The organism is Faecalibacterium sp. BIOML-A1 (assembly GCF_009679715.1).
Lineage (GTDB): Bacteria > Bacillota > Clostridia > Oscillospirales > Ruminococcaceae > Faecalibacterium > Faecalibacterium taiwanense.
Genome location: NZ_WKZJ01000001.1, coordinates 413,564 through 428,927 on the forward strand (window position 1 = coordinate 413,564; position 15,364 = coordinate 428,927).

13 protein-coding genes and 2 tRNA genes are annotated in these 15,364 nt (G+C 56.6%); 13 read left to right on the forward strand and 2 right to left on the reverse strand.

Features of this window, described 5'->3' with window-relative positions; translation table 11 throughout:
- The first annotated feature begins 132 nt into the window (after positions 1–132).
- A tRNA-Leu gene (locus GKG36_RS02055) sits at positions 133–214 on the forward strand.
- Between the two features lie 375 nt (positions 215–589).
- On the opposite strand, the gene GKG36_RS02060 is transcribed toward GKG36_RS02055, so the two are convergent.
- A tRNA-Leu gene (locus GKG36_RS02060) sits at positions 590–673 on the reverse strand.
- Positions 674–985: 312 nt separating this feature from the next.
- On the opposite strand from GKG36_RS02060, the gene GKG36_RS02065 reads away from it, so the two are divergent.
- From GKG36_RS02065 to GKG36_RS02075, 3 genes are all read left to right on the forward strand, one after another.
- Positions 986–2,440, forward strand: coding sequence for a lipopolysaccharide biosynthesis protein (locus tag GKG36_RS02065; protein WP_005937180.1), 1,455 nt, complete (start codon positions 986–988; stop codon positions 2,438–2,440).
- 215 nt (positions 2,441–2,655) lie between these two features.
- A complete protein-coding gene (uxuA, locus tag GKG36_RS02070) occupies positions 2,656–3,756 on the forward strand; it encodes a mannonate dehydratase (protein ID WP_154258830.1) in 1,101 nt (366 codons plus the stop codon).
- A gap of 5 nt (positions 3,757–3,761) precedes the next feature.
- Positions 3,762–5,348 carry a mannitol dehydrogenase family protein gene (locus tag GKG36_RS02075; RefSeq protein ID WP_154258832.1) on the forward strand — a complete coding sequence of 529 codons (1,587 nt, stop codon included), beginning with the start codon at positions 3,762–3,764 and terminating at the stop codon, positions 5,346–5,348.
- A 137-nt stretch (positions 5,349–5,485) separates the two neighbouring features.
- Here GKG36_RS02075 and GKG36_RS02080 read toward each other — a convergent pair whose 3' ends face one another.
- Positions 5,486–6,019 carry a hypothetical protein gene (locus tag GKG36_RS02080; protein WP_005937189.1) on the reverse strand — a complete coding sequence of 178 codons (534 nt, stop codon included), beginning with the start codon at positions 6,017–6,019 and terminating at the stop codon, positions 5,486–5,488.
- Positions 6,020–6,156: 137 nt separating this feature from the next.
- Between GKG36_RS02080 and GKG36_RS02085 the strand changes: the two genes are divergently transcribed.
- The 9 genes from GKG36_RS02085 to GKG36_RS02125 all read left to right on the forward strand — a co-directional run bounded on the left by GKG36_RS02085 (position 6,157) and on the right by GKG36_RS02125 (position 15,361).
- A complete protein-coding gene (locus tag GKG36_RS02085) occupies positions 6,157–7,680 on the forward strand; it encodes a histidine kinase (protein ID WP_242959329.1) in 1,524 nt (507 codons plus the stop codon).
- Entirely contained in the window at positions 7,677–8,486 is an 810-nt protein-coding gene (locus GKG36_RS02090) for a response regulator (protein WP_005937194.1), read from the forward strand. The genes GKG36_RS02085 and GKG36_RS02090 overlap by 4 nt, the downstream gene beginning before the upstream one ends.
- Positions 8,483–9,493: a TRAP transporter substrate-binding protein gene (locus GKG36_RS02095; protein WP_243145068.1), complete on the forward strand. Its 1,011-nt coding sequence runs from the start codon at positions 8,483–8,485 to the stop codon at positions 9,491–9,493. The genes GKG36_RS02090 and GKG36_RS02095 overlap by 4 nt, the downstream gene beginning before the upstream one ends.
- Before the next feature lie 347 nt (positions 9,494–9,840).
- Positions 9,841–10,929 carry a TRAP transporter substrate-binding protein gene (locus tag GKG36_RS02100; protein WP_154258834.1) on the forward strand — a complete coding sequence of 363 codons (1,089 nt, stop codon included), beginning with the start codon at positions 9,841–9,843 and terminating at the stop codon, positions 10,927–10,929.
- A 99-nt stretch (positions 10,930–11,028) separates the two neighbouring features.
- Positions 11,029–11,550: a TRAP transporter small permease gene (locus GKG36_RS02105; RefSeq protein ID WP_005937205.1), complete on the forward strand. Its 522-nt coding sequence runs from the start codon at positions 11,029–11,031 to the stop codon at positions 11,548–11,550.
- Position 11,551: 1 nt separating this feature from the next.
- Complete coding sequence (locus tag GKG36_RS02110) at positions 11,552–12,892, forward strand: TRAP transporter large permease (protein WP_005937207.1); 1,341 nt, start codon at positions 11,552–11,554, stop codon at positions 12,890–12,892.
- 235 nt (positions 12,893–13,127) lie between these two features.
- On the forward strand, positions 13,128–13,328 hold the full coding sequence (rpmE, locus tag GKG36_RS02115; protein WP_005937210.1) for a 50S ribosomal protein L31: 201 nt from the start codon (positions 13,128–13,130) through the stop codon (positions 13,326–13,328).
- A gap of 189 nt (positions 13,329–13,517) precedes the next feature.
- The gene (locus tag GKG36_RS02120) at positions 13,518–14,492 is read left to right on the forward strand and encodes an ABC transporter ATP-binding protein (RefSeq protein ID WP_173012858.1); all 975 of its coding nucleotides are present in this window, start codon (positions 13,518–13,520) and stop codon (positions 14,490–14,492) included.
- Entirely contained in the window at positions 14,489–15,361 is an 873-nt protein-coding gene (locus tag GKG36_RS02125) for an ABC transporter permease (protein ID WP_154258836.1), read from the forward strand. Before GKG36_RS02120 ends, GKG36_RS02125 begins: the two co-directional genes overlap by 4 nt.
- The last annotated feature ends 3 nt before the right edge of the window (positions 15,362–15,364 follow it).

The window sequence follows — 15,364 nt, forward strand, 5'->3', positions numbered from 1 at the left end:
GAAAATGATACGATCGTCCGGCGATAGTATGCGCTGTGAAGGGCGGAAATATCAGTGCAGTGATTGACTTTTGCCGCCGGAACTGATACTATATTAAGGCGGTTTGGCCGCAGCTGCAGAATAGAAGAATATGCGGGTATGGTGGAATTGGCAGACGCGCAGGATTTAGGTTCCTGTGCCGCAAGGCGTGTGGGTTCGACCCCCACTACCCGCATAAGAGAAAAAGCGCGATGAGTTCTCAGAATTCATCGCGCTTTCTTTTATATAATAAATAGTGTTGTTCGAGGTCCCCTCCCTCGCACAAAAAGAAACCGGTACAAAATGGGTACACCCCTGATAGACATTCCTATTGATTGGGACCCGCAGGCTAAGCAACAGCAACGGGTTGCGTTAGCTGATTTTTCCGCAGCCCCTTGGCAGGGCTTTGAAAAATCAGAACGCGGCCCCAACAACTCCTCCCTGTTTCAGCCGCAGGCTGCGGTCGTCGTTGTTGCACTGTGGCTTTGCTTGCGGCATAAATGCCGCCGCCTTGTTCGAGCCCCCTCCCTCGCACAAAAAGAAAAACCAGCACACAATGTGTACTGGTTTTTGGTGCGAGGGAGGGGACTCGAACCCCCAAGGATAAACCACACGCACCTCAAACGTGCGCGTCTGCCAGTTCCGCCACCCTCGCATACCGTATTGTTTTCGCAGCCCTGAAATCTCTGAGGTGAAAGACCGTGATGCGGACTGCTTGAATATATTACCACGTTCCTGGCAGATAGTCAAGCGCTTTTTCTCTTTTTAAATGAAATTTTCGGGCCGTCATTTCTCTTAAGAATATGTTGGTTGAAATGCATGGATGGGTGTGATATTATAAAACTAACTATCTCTGCTCAGTTGTTTTGGCAGCAGGGAAGAAGATGATAAGGATACGGCGGAAATGCATTTCTGCGCAGGGTGCAGACCGACCGGTTTTTTGAAAGGAATTTGAGTGGACGCAGGAATGAACGAGAAAAAAGAAAATGTTATTGTAAACGGTTTTTTCTGGCGCTTTGCAGAGCGGTGCGGTGTGCAGCTGATCTCAGCGGTGGTGTCCATCCTTCTGGCGCGCATCCTTACACCCGATGATTACGGCAAGGTGGCACTGGTGACGGTGTTCAACAATATCATGTATGTCCTGCTGGACTGCGGCATTGGCACCGCGCTGGTGCAGAAGAAGGAAGTGGACGAGCTGGATTACTCGTCGGCGTTCTTTTTCAGCATTGTGATCAGCTTTGTGCTGTATGGGGGAATGTTCGTGGCGGCACCGTATCTGGCTGCTTTCTACAATGACCCCAGCATGACCCCGATCTTTCGCGGCATCAGCCTGACAGTGGCGGTCTGCGGCATCAAAACGATCCAGCAGGCGCATGTGACCCGGAACATGAAGTTCCAGTATTTTTTCTATTCCGCCTTTGCGGGCGCGATCGTATCCACGGTCCTGGGCCTGGGCCTTGCCTATATGGGCTTTGGAGTCTGGGCGCTGGTGGTGCAGCAGGTATCCAATATCACGGTGGACACGCTGGTGCTGTGGAAGCTGTCCTCCTGGCGGCCTAAGATGGAGTTTTCGTGGCAGCACCTGAAAGGGCTGCTCTCTTATGGCTGGAAGCTGCTGGCCTCGTCGCTGAGCAGCGTCATCTACAACAACCTGCGCAGCCTGATCATCGGCAAGATGTACACCTCGGCGGATCTGGCGTATTACAATCAGGGCGATAACCTGACTTATAATATCGCGTCAAGCGTGGATACTTCCATTGAGAGCGTTTTGTTCCCGGTCATGTCCTCACTGCAGGATGACCGTGCGCAGGTCAAGAACATGACCCGCCGCTCCATCAAGACCTGTACCTATATTATTGCGCCGGTGATGATGAGCACTGCGTTCTGTGCCGAACCGCTGGTGCGCCTGATCCTCACCGAGAAGTGGCTGCCCTGTGTGCTGTTCCTCAGGGTGTTCTGTCTGGGGTATGTGTGCTGGCCGATCATCACGGCAAACCTGAATGCAGCCAAGGCGGTGGGCCGCAGCGATCTTTACCTGAAATGTCAGCTTTTGAACGAAGGGGTGTGCATCCTTCTTCTGCTGGCAACATTCCGTGTCAGCGTCGAGGCCATTGCATATGGTATGCTGATCACGAATATTGTGACCCAGATCCTGGATGCACAGCTCAACAAAAAGCTGATCGGCTATGGCTATCTGGAACAGATGCGTGATATCCTGCCGACCCTGCTGCTGGCAGCGGGCGCGGGCCTGTGCATGTATCTGATCATTTTCCTGCACCTGCCGGATCTGCTGACGGTGATCATTCAGGTGGTGGTTGGTCTGGGCATTTATCTGACAGGCTCTGCCATTCTGGAATTGGACACCTTTGAATATTTCAAGGATGTGCTGGCTCCGTCCATCCGGCAGAAGCTGAAACGCTGAAACCGGCATTTTGAATCGTGTAAAAATCCGTCGGGCGGGTGATGTCCGACGGATTTTTGTTCTTTTTGTCTAAAGTATACAAGAAGAAACATTAAAAACCGGCAAAGCGACCATTGAAAAAACGCAACTGATATACTAGAATATAAGTACAAGAGCGCGGCACACGGCTGCGCGGAAAATGCAAAGCAGAAAATATAAAACAGGAGGATTTTCCTATGCCTATGAAAATGGGTTGGCGCTGGTATGGCGAGGGCAACGATCCCATCAGCCTGAGCGACATCAAGCAGATCCCCGGCGTGACCAGCATCGTCTGGGCGTTGCACGACAAGATGCCCGGCGAGATCTGGGAGATCGACGAGATCCAGAAGGTAGCCGATCAGATCCACGCCTACGGCTTTGACATGGACGTGGTCGAGTCGGTCAATGTCCACGATGACATCAAGATCGGCCTGCCCACCCGCGACAAGTACATCGAGAACTACAAGCAGTGCATCCGCAATCTGTCCAAGTTCGGTGTCAAGGTCATCTGCTACAACTTCATGCCGGTGTTCGACTGGACCCGTACCGATCTGTTCCACCCCGTGGGCGACGGCTCCACTGCACTGTTCTATGAGAAGGACAAGATCAAGGGCGATTACAAGGCTATGGCTGAGTACATCATGTCCTTCACTGAGAAGTATAACATGACCTTCCCCGGCTGGGAGCCGGAGCGCATGGCAAAGCTGGACGAGCTGTTCAAGGCTTACGCCCCTGTCACCAAGGAAAAGCTGTGGGAAAACCTGAAGTACTTCCTGGAAGCACTGATGCCCACCTGCCATGAGTGCGGCATCAAAATGGCTATCCATCAGGATGATCCCCCTTGGGATATCTTCGGCCTGCCCCGTCTGCTGGTGGATGCTGAGAGCATCGACCGCTTCCTGAGCATGGTGGATGATCCGTACAACTGCCTGACCCTGTGCACCGGCAGCCTGAACGCAAACCCCAACAACAACTGTGCCGAGATCGTGCGCAAGCACTGCGACCGCATTGCCTTTGGTCACATCCGCAACATCCATCACTTCCCCAACGGCGACTTCTCCGAGGCTGCTCACCGCGACTGCTGCGGCGAGACCGGCATCATCGAGGTGCTGCGTGCTTACCATGACTGCGGCTTTGAGGGCTACATCCGTCCCGACCACGGCCGTCAGCTGTGGGAGGAAGGCCCCGGCAACTGCCGCCCCGGTTACGGCAAGTATGACCGTGCTCTGGGCGTTCAGTACATGCTGGGTGTCTGGGATCTGCTGGATCGTCTGGATGAAGAGAAAAAGAAGGGCTGATAAATATGAAGCTGTCTGAGATCAAAAACGGCAATCTGTCCACCGAGTGGGCAGAGAAGGGTTATGAGCTGCCCAAATTCGATATCGAGGCTGTCAAGGCCAAGACCCACGCCGAACCCACCTGGGTGCACTTCGGCGCAGGCAATATCTTCCGTGCATTCCCGGCTGCCATCCTGAACGATGCGCTGAACACCGGCAAGTATGACCGCGGTGTCATCGTGGCCGAGAGCTTTGACTACGAGATCATCGACAAGGCTTATCGTCCCTACGACAATATGAGCCTGCTGGTCTGCCTGAAGTCCACCGGCGAGATCGAGAAGAAGGTGGTGGCTTCCGTTACCGAGAGCCTGAAGGCTGACTACTCCTTCGGCGAGGACTGGGCACGTCTGGTGGAGATCTTCCAGAACCCCAGCCTGCAGATGATCTCCTTCACCATCACTGAGAAGGGCTACGGCGTTGCTCCTGCTGATTTGGAGCGCGGCCTGACCCCCGTGCTGGCCATGGGCAAGGTCACTGCTCTGCTGTACGAGCGCTTCAAGGCCGGCAAGCTGCCCCTGACCGTCCAGAGCATGGATAACTGCTCCCACAACGGCGATAAGGTCAAGAACGCTGTCCACGCCTATGCTGCCAAGTGGGTGGAGCAGGGTCTGGTGCCCGCCGAGTTCCTGGCCTATGTGCAGGACGAGAGCAAGATCACCTTCCCGTGGAGCATGATCGACAAGATCACTCCGCGCCCGGATGCCAAGGTCCAGCAGATGCTGGCCGACGACGGCTTTGAGGACAACTACACCATCGTCACCGAGAAGCACACCTTTACCGCTCCCTTCGTCAACGCCGAAGAGACCCAGTACCTGTGCATCGAGGATCACTACACCAATGGCCGTCCTCCGCTGGAGCTGGGCGGTGTGCTGTACTGCGACCGCGAGACCGTGGACAAGATCGAGAAGATGAAGGTGTGCACCTGCCTGAACCCGCTGCACACTGCCATGTCCATCTATGGCTGCATGCTGGGTTACACCCTCATCTCCGCCGAGATGGCCGATGAAGACCTGCGTGCCTTCATCCAGAAGATCGGCTACATCGAGGCAATGCCCGTCGTGGTCGATCCCGGCGTGCTGAACCCCTACGAGTTCATCGGCGCTGTCATCAACCGCCGCCTGCCCAACCCCTTCATGCCGGATGCTCCGCAGCGTATCGCAACTGATACCTCCCAGAAGCTGGCCATCCGCTTTGGTGAGACCATCAAGGCCTACGAGGCACGCGGTCTGGACAAGAGCAACCTGATCCTGATCCCGCTGGTGCTGGCAGGCTACGCCCGCTACCTGAAGGGCATCGATGACAACGGTCAGGCTTTTGAGCCTTCCACCGATCCGCTGCTGGCTGAGCTGCAGGCCATCGTTGCTCCGCTGGAGGTCAAGGAAGGCGAGCAGGACTTCAGCTGCCTGAAGAAGCTGTACAGCCGTGTTGACGTGTTCGGCGTGGATCTGTATGCCGTTGGTCTGGGCGAGAAGATCGAGGCAATGGCCAAGGAGCTGTTTGCAGGCCCCGGCGCTGTGCGCAAGACCCTGCACAAGTATACGCTTGCCCGCTGATCGGCTGACGCAATAACATAAGCTATCTTCGCACCCACGCTGCGCTTTGCTTTGCCGCAGCGTGGGTCTTTATAAAAGAAAAGAACTGCTGAACGAAATGTCAGCAGTTCTTTTTTGCGTGTGCATGTTTTTTGGGTTTAGCCTTTTCTGCAGTCGTGCAGCTTTTCTTTGGGCAGGATGCCGGCCAAAAACTTCCACACCACTTCCATGCGGTCGTTCAGTAAGTAAGCTTTCTCTTTTTCTACGTAGAGGTACACCGCATTGTCTGTGCGGTAGGCGCAGTAAAAGCTGTCCCATGCGTGGCGGCTGGTGGGTTCGGGCTTGTCCTGCTGGCCGTACATCCACACAGCAATGCCGGTGTCGGCCAGCTCCACACGGTAGAAGGCACGCGGCAGGTGCATCTGTTTGATCTGCCGGGAAACGCTGCGGAAGAACGAGTAAAAGTAGCTCACCGGCAGGCCGATGCCCACAATGGCAAGCACAGCAGCCAGCAGCCCGGCACCCGGGCGCTTGCCCAGCTGCGAAAGGCAGACGGCGGCAAAAGCCAGCATGATGGCGGCAAAAACAGCGGGACGCAGCCATGCTTTGCGGTGATGGAATGCATCGAACACGGCAAAATCGCGGAAGCCCTGCTCACCCATGGTGGTGGAAACGGAGATGGTCTGGGACATAAAGTCGCCTCCTTTGTATTTACAGGCATCGTACCACAATTGCGCGGTTTAGGCAAGAGAAAAACATGCAAACCTTGCCAATCCGGCCCAAAGCGTGGTACAATAAATCGTTACCAAACGAAAGGAGGCGGCAGGCTTTGCAGCACCGCAAGCGGCAGATCACCCTCAAGCAGCGCATGGGCTTGTGTCTGGCAGCATTTTTTGCGGCCTTTGCCATGCAGCTCACGCTCAATGGCTACCAGTCCAGAGCAGTGCAGGCAGTACAGGACGCGCAGATGGGCTGCTTCAACGCCATCAGCCGCTTTCAGGGCGGTGTGGAAAGCTCTATTTCCGTGCTGGAGAACTACCGCTGGGAGAACAGCGAGCCGGAGGAGATCATTGACCGGCTGCAGTCGGCATCTTCCACCTGCAACGCATGGCTCTGGCGCATCGGTACCAGCCTGAACAGTCTGGAAAGCGTCAGCGATGAGCAGCGGGTGCTCTACAGCGCAGTGGATACGGTCTATCAGACCTACACCGGCCTGCTGGATGAGCTGGAAAACGACCTGCTCAGCGGCAACGATGCCGCAGCTTCCCAGCTGTATTATGCAAAGGTGGTGCCCTGCGGCGATTACCTGAGCCAGTACACCCTGCAATTGCTGGAAACCGCCATTCAGGATTCCCAGACCACCTACACCACCATCTCGGCCCTGAACGAGCGCATCACCATGCTGCAGACGGTGGTGGTGGCGCTGTGCGTGGCGCTGGGCTGCGTTACCGGTTTGATGGTCATGCGTCTGCTCACGCCGGTGCAGCAGATGATCGCTGCCTCCCGCGCCATTGGCAAAAGTGAGTTCGACACCCCGGACATCCCGCTGCCCAAGCAGCCGGAGATCGCTCAGCTGGCCGAGTCCTTCAACATCATGAAGCACTCCATGGCCCAGCAGGTGACCACTCTGCAGGAGAAAAACGAGATCGAGCGGGAGCTGCACCGCCAGAAGACCGAAGCACTGGAGCTGCAGAACCGCATGGAGCGCAGCCGGCTGCAGCAGCTGCGCAGCCAGATCGACCCGCACTTTCTGTTCAACACCCTGAATGTGATCCAGCAGACCGCCGGCACCGAGACGGCCTACCGTACGCAGGCGCTCATCATGGCGCTTTCGCACCTGCTGCGCTACAGCCTGATGAGCAACGATGAACAGGTGCCGCTCTCCCGTGAGGTGCGCATCGTGGATGAATATTACTCCATCTACCATGTCCGCTTTGGTGAGCGGGTGCGTATGGAGTGGCGCATTTCCGATTCGCTGGATCTTACCGAGACCATGGTACCGTCCTTTATTTTACAGCCCATCGTGGAAAATGCCTTCAAGCACGGCATCTGCCCCAAAGAGGAGGGCGGTGTGGTGCGCATCCGCGTGAACCCTCTGCGGGAGAAGGGACTGCTGTGCATCCGCGTGGTGGATAACGGCGTGGGCATCCAGCTGGATCAATTACGACAGCTGCGCGGGGCGCTCAGCCAGCCCGGTGAGCGCTGGGAGCATATTGGCATTTATAATGTTGCGGCCCGCCTGCGTCTGCTGGATCGGAACAGCCGCTTTGTGATACGGTCCCATCCGGGACGCGGTACGGCGGTGGTGCTGTATCTGCCATTGGTGGAGAATGAGGAGGAGTTTGAGGAATGATTCGTCTGTTGATCGCGGATGATGAAGCACTGGAACGGGAAACGCTGGCGGACATCGTGGCCCGCCGCTTTGAGCACGAAGTGACCATCGAGACTGCCGAGAACGGCCGCAAGGCAGCGGATACGGCGGTGCTGTGGGGCGCAGACCTGATCCTGATGGACATTGAGATGCCCGGTATGAACGGTCTGGATGCGGCCCGCGCCGTGCTGGAACAGCGCCCGGAGTGCAAGGTGATCTTTGTTACGGCCTACAGTCTGTTCCAGTACGCCCACGAGGCCATGCATCTGGGTGCCTGCGATTATCTGCTCAAGCCGGTGAACCCGGACGAAGTGGAAGCTTCCATCCGTAAGGCCATCCGTCAGATCGAGGCGGGCCGCCGCCTTGCAGAGCTGGCTCCGGTGGAACCGGAGCCGGAAGCGGATCCGGAGAGCGATGCCGCCGAAGCAGGGGAGAACGACCGCAATGCACTGGTCATGGCCCATGTGCGCAAGTATATGGAGGATAACTATATGTTCGACCTCTCGCTGGACAGTGTGAGCGAGATCCTGCATATCAGCCCGGCGTATCTCTCGGCACAGTTCAAGAAGTACCAGAAGATGAACTTTCTGGACTGCCTGACCGAGCTGCGGATCAACGCTGCCAAGGAGCTGCTCACCGACCCGTTCCGTTCGGCAGCAGAGGTGGCTTCCATGGTGGGCTACGAGGATTCCAGCTATTTTGCTCGCACCTTTAAAAAACGCACCGGCATGACGCCTACCCAGTACCGCAGGGAAGCGGCCAAGGCTGCACGGGAGGCCCGCCTGTGACCCGCCGTCAGATGCTGACCGCCCTGTTTGGCGCGGCCGTGCTGGCACTGCCGGTGGTGGGCTGCGGCCATCAGCCGGTGCAGGAGCAACAGGGGGCGGAATTGATCCTGCGCTATGCGGAGAACCAGCCGGAGGATTATCCTACTACGCAGGCGGCGCTGGCCTTTGCGGATCTTGTGGCCCAGCGCACCGATGGCCGCGTGAAAGTGCTGGTGTACAGCGGGGGAGAGCTGGGTGCGGAACAGAGCGTGATCCAGCAGATGCAGTTTGGCGGCATTGATTTCTCCCGCGTGTCCCTCAGCCAGCTGGCAGAGTACGAGCCGGCGCTGAGCGTATTGCAGCTGCCGTACCTTTACACCGACGCTGACCAGATGTGGCGCGTGCTGGATGGGACCATCGGCGACGAGTTCCTCTCCACGCTGGAGTCGCTGGAGCTGACGGGACTGTCATGGTTCGATGCCGGTGTGCGCAGCATCTACACCCGGCAGAAGGTGACAGGCCTTGCGGATCTGCAGGGCCTGACCATCCGCGTGCAGGAATCGGACATGATGAGCGAAATGATCACCGACCTCGGCGCAAAGCCGGTAAAGGTAGTGTACAGCAAGGTGTATGCCGCCCTGCACAACGGTGAGATCGATGGCGCAGAGAACAACTGGCCCAGCTACGAAGCCATGGGTCACTACGAGGTGGCACCTTACTTTTTAAAGGATGAGCACACCCGCGTGCCGGAGGTGCAGCTGGCAAGCCCTGCTGTGATGGAAAAGCTGGCCGCACTGGACGAGCGCTACCCGGAGATCATCCGCCTGTGTGCCCGGGAGAGCGCCAAGGTGGAGCGCAGGCTCTGGGCGCAGCAGGAGGCGGAATCGGAAAGTGATCTGCGTGCAGCAGGCATTGAGGTGACAGAGCTGGACGAAGAAGAAAAGGCAAGGTTCCGTGCTGCTGTGCAGCCGATGTATGATCGGTTCGCCCAGCAGGGCGAATTGATCGCCCGCATCCGGCAGGCATAAGCCCTACAGCAAAGCCCGGAAAAGATGGGCAAAGAAATCAGGAAAACAGAATAAAGAACCGGCAAAGCGCTGTGTGCTCTGAACCCCAAAGGGAAGGGCATCCAGCGCTTTGCTTCTATCTGGAATACAGAAATGTATCCATCTGTTAGGCGAAGGTGCACAAACAAAAAGTAAAGCACTTGGCATTTTTCACAAAAGAAATTCTGACATTCTTTCAAAAAGCAGGACATTTTTTGAAAGCCCTTGTTTCGTTTAAAAAAATTTGCTAAAGTGTGTACAGTAAATGAACGGTATGCGGGTCCTGTGCAGACCGGGCCGTTCGGGAGATTTAAGGAGGACGATTTATTATGAAAAAGATCACTCGTCGCAGCTTTCTGGCAGCAGCCGGTGTTTCCGCCGCTGCTCTGGCTCTGACCGCATGTGGTGGCTCCAGCAATTCTGCTGCTTCCACCTCTACCGCAGCTTCTTCCACCGCAGCTTCTGCTGCTGGTGATGCTACTGCTGCTGCAAACGATCCCAAGGTGACTCTGGTCTACGCCGAGGTCAACCCGCTGGATACCATCGTTGGCCAGACCGCTACCCACTTCAAGGAGAAGGTCGAGGAGCTGACCGGCGGCTCCGTCGTCATCGACGTGCAGGCTTCCGGCGTTCTGGGTTCTGAGAACGACGTTCTGGATGCAATTCTGGGCGGTTCTACCTCCATCGATATGAGCCGTATCTCCGCTTTCGCACTGACCAGCTACGGCTGCAACAAGTCCAAGCTGCTGTCCATCCCCTTCACCTTCGAGAACCGCGCACACTTCTGGAACTTCGCCAACAGCGATCTGGCACCTGAGTTCCTGAACGAGCCTCAGGAGCTGGGCCTGCCCGTTCGTGGTGTCTTCTACGGCGAAGAGGGCTTCCGTCACTTCTTCACGGTCAACCCTGTTTCCGGCATTGATGATTTCAAGGGCCTGAAGCTGCGCGTGTCCAACGACCCCGTCATGAACGGCCTGGTCGAGGGTCTGGGCGCTAACCCCACCGTCGTTTCCTTCGGTGAGCTGTACAGCGCACTGCAGACCGGCGTTGTGGATGGTGCTGAGCAGCCCATCGCAAACTACAAGTCCAATGCATTCCCCGAGGTTGCCAACAACCTGATCCTGGACGGCCACACTCTGGGCGCTGTTCAGGCTGTTATCACTGATAACGCATGGGGCAAGCTGACCGAGAACCAGCAGGCTGCCATCATGGAGGCCGGTGCTGATACGCAGGCCTTCAATGCAGACCTGTCCGAGACCGCTGAGAACAAGGTTCTGGATGAGCTGAAGAGCTCCGGCTGCAATGTCGTGGATGTTCCCGATAAGGCACCTTGGCAGGAAGCTTGCCAGAAGGTCATCAGCGAGAACACCTCCGATCAGGCTGAGCTGTATCAGCAGCTGCTGGACATGAAGGCATAATTGAAAAAGCCTTTCCTGTTCTGAGATAGTATATAGCCCGGCGGGGGACTACGGGATACGCCCGCAGACCTGCCGGGCTTTTTATATGGAGGAATTCATATGCCGAAAATCTTTACCACTTTGGATAAGATCAAGCCGGTGTACGACATCACCTACAAAGTGGTCCTGTTTATCTGCAAGCTGCTGCTGATCGCAGATATCCTCATCACTACCATGTCGGTCATCGGTCGTTACGTCTCGTTCATCCCGGACCCGGCATGGTCGGAAGAGGTTGTGCTGACCTGTATGAGCTACATGGCCGTGCTGAGTGCTGCTCTGGCCATCCGCCGCGGTGCCCATATCCGCATGACTGCGTTTGACGTGTATCTGCCCAAAATCGCCGTCAAGGTGCTGGATATTCTGGCCGATCTTGCCGTGTGCATTCTGGGTGTCATCATGATGGTGGTCGGCTGGAACTATGCCACCACTCTGGGCGGCCGCGGCTTCTACGTGTCCATGCCCTGGCTGAGCCGCTTCTGGATGTACTTCCCGGTGCCGCTGGCCGGTGTTGCCATGATCATCTTCGAGATCGAGGCACTGTACAACCACATCAAGAGCATTTTTGTAAAGGAGGAAGTGTAATATGACAGTTCAGACACTGGCAATCATTGTCCTTCTTGTCAGCTTCTTTGTAATGATCTTCCTGCGTTTCCCCATTGCATACGCCGTTGGTCTTTCCAGCGTGCTGTGCATGATGGTGCAGGGTCAGGCACTGACCGATGTCTGCCGTCTGATGGTCAAGGGCATCTCTTCCTTCAGCCTGATGGCCGTGCCGTTCTTCATCACCATGGGCGTACTCATGGGCTCCGGCGGCATTTCTGAAAAGCTGATCGCTCTGGCTGATGCCTGCGTGGGCTGGATGCGCGGCGGCATGGCAATGGTCAACATCGTTGCTTCCTACTTCTTCGGCGGTATTTCCGGTTCTGCATCTGCAGATACCGCTTCCATCGGCTCCATCATGATCCCCATGATGGTCGATCAGGGCTACGATGCCGACTTCTCCACTGCTGTTACCATCACCTCCTCCTGCGAGGGTCTGCTGGTTCCTCCGAGCCACAACATGGTCATTTATGCCACCACTGCCGGCGGCATCTCGGTCGGCAGCCTGTTCCTGGCAGGTTATCTGCCCGGTGCTCTGCTGGCCATCGTCCTGATGATCGGTTCCTACATCATCTCGGTCAAGGAGAATTACCCCAAGGGCTCTCCGTTCAGCATCAAGGGCTTCGTTAAGCAGCTGGGCACCTCTATCTGGGCACTGGCCGCTGTTATTATCGTTGTGTTCGGCGTTGTTGGCGGTGTGTTCACCGCTACCGAGTCTGCAGCTATTGCAGTTATCTACTCTCTGTTCGTGTCGGTGTTCGTCTACAAGGGTCTGGACTGGAAGGGTGTCTGGCATGCACTGGATGAGTGCGTGAACACTCTGTCCATCGTGCTGATCCTGATCGCCACCTCTGCAGTCTTCGGCAACTGCCTGACCATGCTGCATGTGCCGGATCTGGCTGCAAATGCCATCACCAGCGTCACCGATAACCCCTACATCATCGCTCTGCTGATCGACCTGATCATCTTGGTTCTGGGCTGCATCATGGATATGGCTCCCATCATCCTGATCGCTACTCCCATCCTGCTGCCCATCGCAACCTCCATCGGCATCGATCCCATCCAGTTCGGTATCATCGTGGTTCTGAACTGCGGCATCGGCCTGCTGACTCCTCCTGTCGGCGCTGTGCTGTTCATCGGCTCTGCCGTTGCAAAGCGCCCGATGGAAAAGGTCGTCAAGGCGACCCTGCCGTTCTACCTGTGCATGTTCGTTGCACTGCTGCTGCTGACCTTCATCCCCGACATCAGCCTGGCGATCCCCAAGCTGCTGGGCGGCTACGTCAGCCCCATCACCAACCCGCTGGGTCCTGTGTTCATCCACTGATGGCCTGACGGCATAAGGTAAAACCGAAAAAGTCCTCTGCATGAAAGTGCAGGGGACTTTTTTTGTATGCTAAAAACTTTATTTTCCCTCTTGCATTCTTTCAAAATAGTGCTATAATAGTAAGGCAATCGTTTCCAAGGCCGCTCGACGGGGTAGCCGATATTGAAGGTTGTGATGGGCACATACATTTATAATATGGCCCCAATAAGTCAGAACCAGAAATGAGGTGAAAAGAATGAAACAGGGTATCCATCCGAACTACGTTGACTGCACCATCACCTGCGCATGCGGCAACGTCATTAAGACTCGTTCCACCAAGCCTGAGATCCACGTCGAAGTTTGCTCCAAGTGCCATCCTTTCTACACTGGCAAGCAGAAGCTGGTTGACTCCGGCGGACGTGTTGAGCGCTTCAACAAGCGTTTCGGCCGTAAGTAATTATGGTTTTCTGAGCACCGTTTCCTTTGGGAGACGGTGCTTTTTTGCTGCCTTTTTGGCATATGAAAGGGCGGCCTTAATCATTCTTAAGAATTCTTTTTGCATCCCGCCACAGGATTGTCTTAATTTTTACACATTTTCGGTCTAAAATATACCAGCATTGAACTAGATGAAAAAGGAGCGTTTGCTGTGATCGAAGTATCGCATCTGAGCAAAAAGTATGGCACGCACCCTGCCATTGAAGATTTGTCCTTTACGGTGGGCGACGGCCAGATCTTCGGCCTGCTCGGCCCAAACGGCGCGGGCAAGTCCACGATCATGAATATCCTCACCGGCTACCTTGCCCCCACCTCCGGTGAAGTGAAGGTGGCGGGCTTCAGCCTGCCGGAGCAGGCCCAGCAGGCCAAGGCCTGTGTGGGCTATCTGCCCGAGCAGCCGCCGCTCTACCCGGAAATGACGGTGCAGGAATATCTGGATTTTGCTGCAGAGCTGAAAGGCATCAAAAAGAAGGCCGACCGCAAAGAACAGGTGCGCAAAGCTGCCCGCCGCACCGGGCTGGAAGAGGTGCTGCCCCGGCTCATCCGCAGTCTGTCCAAGGGCTACCGCCAGCGCGTGGGCATTGCGCAGGCACTGCTGGGCGCGCCGCAGCTCATCATTCTGGACGAGCCTACCGTGGGCCTTGACCCTGCACAGGTCATCGAGATCCGCAGACTGATCCGGGAGCTGGGGAAAAGCCACACGGTCATCCTGTCCAGCCACATCCTCAGCGAGGTGCAGGCGGTGTGCAGTCAGGTACTGATCCTTTCCAAGGGGCATCTGGTGGCGGTGGGTGCGCCGGAACAGCTGGCCGAAAAGCTGAACCCCGGCAGTCGTCTGCGCGCTACCGCTCTGGGCGGGGGGAAGACCGTGCTGAAAGCAGTCGGCTCCATTCCGGGCATCCGCAAGGTGGAGATCGAATCCGAGGCCGACGGACAGGTGACCTTTACCGCAGAAAGTGCCGATGCTTCTGACCGCCGCGCCGAGGTGTCCCGCGCCCTTTCGCAGGCCGGATGCACGGTGCTGGCGCTGGCAGCGGAAAACAGGACGCTGGAGGAAGTGTTCCTTGCACTGACCGAAAACGAGTCTGAAACACCATCGGATGAAGGGGAGGAGAAAACGGAATGACCGCCATTTTAAAACGCGAAGTCCGCAGCAGCTTTCATGGCATGATCGGCTACGTGCTCACCGCCTTTATGCTGGCGGCAACGGCCATCTATTTTGTTGCCCTGAATCTGGGCTACGGCCTGACGGATTTTGGCTATTACACGCTTTACCGCACCACGTTTGTGCTGCTTTTGTATATCCCGGTGCTCACCATGCGCTCCTTTGCAGAGGAACGCCGTACCCGCACCGATCAGCTGCTGCTTACCAGCCCGGTGTCTGTGTGGGAGATCGTGCTGGGCAAATTCTTTGCCCTGTGCGTCATCTTTGCACTGCCGTGCCTTGCCGATGCGGTCATGATCCTTGTACTGGCCGCACTGGGTGCCACCGGCACGGCCACGCTGGCAAACTTGGCCGCTCTGCTGTGCTATTATCTCATGGGCTGCGCCGCCATTGCCATTGGCGTGTTCCTTTCCAGCCTGACCGAGAATCAGATCATTGCTGCGGTGGCAGGTGTTGCCGCACTGCTGCTGGCCTACATGATGCCCAACCTGCGCAGCATGTTCACCGCAGGCAGCGCAGTGGCGCTGGCCCTGTTTACCGCCATTGCGGCAGTGCTCAGTGTGGTGGCAGGCCTGCGTACCCGCAGCTTTACGCTGGGCTGCCTGACCTTTGCGGGCTGCTGTGTGGTGCTGACGGCACTGTTCCTGCTGCAGAGCAGCTGGCTGACCGAAGCGTTCAGCGCGGTGCTCAGCGGGCTGTGCCTGTTCACGCCGTTTGAAGAGTTTGTCAACAACAGCTTTTCCATCCCGACGCTGGTGTACTACCTGACCGTGACCATGCTGTTTTTGTTCTTCACGGCGCAGGGGCTGGAAAAGCGCCGCTGGAACTGAGGG

Bases quoted from the DNA above. Each gene is read 5' to 3' on its own strand.
- uxuA (WP_154258830.1), top strand. From the start codon at position 2,656: ATGCCTATGAAAATGGGTTGGCGCTGGTATGGCGAGGGCAACGATCCC.
- GKG36_RS02065 (WP_005937180.1), top strand. From the start codon at position 986: ATGAACGAGAAAAAAGAAAATGTTATTGTAAACGGTTTTTTCTGGCGC.
- rpmE (WP_005937210.1), top strand. From the start codon at position 13,128: ATGAAACAGGGTATCCATCCGAACTACGTTGACTGCACCATCACCTGC.
- GKG36_RS02110 (WP_005937207.1), top strand. From the start codon at position 11,552: ATGACAGTTCAGACACTGGCAATCATTGTCCTTCTTGTCAGCTTCTTT.
- GKG36_RS02075 (WP_154258832.1), top strand. From the start codon at position 3,762: ATGAAGCTGTCTGAGATCAAAAACGGCAATCTGTCCACCGAGTGGGCA.
- GKG36_RS02100 (WP_154258834.1), top strand. From the start codon at position 9,841: ATGAAAAAGATCACTCGTCGCAGCTTTCTGGCAGCAGCCGGTGTTTCC.
- GKG36_RS02080 (WP_005937189.1), bottom strand. From the start codon at position 6,019: ATGTCCCAGACCATCTCCGTTTCCACCACCATGGGTGAGCAGGGCTTC.
- GKG36_RS02090 (WP_005937194.1), top strand. From the start codon at position 7,677: ATGATTCGTCTGTTGATCGCGGATGATGAAGCACTGGAACGGGAAACG.
- GKG36_RS02125 (WP_154258836.1), top strand. From the start codon at position 14,489: ATGACCGCCATTTTAAAACGCGAAGTCCGCAGCAGCTTTCATGGCATG.
- GKG36_RS02105 (WP_005937205.1), top strand. From the start codon at position 11,029: ATGCCGAAAATCTTTACCACTTTGGATAAGATCAAGCCGGTGTACGAC.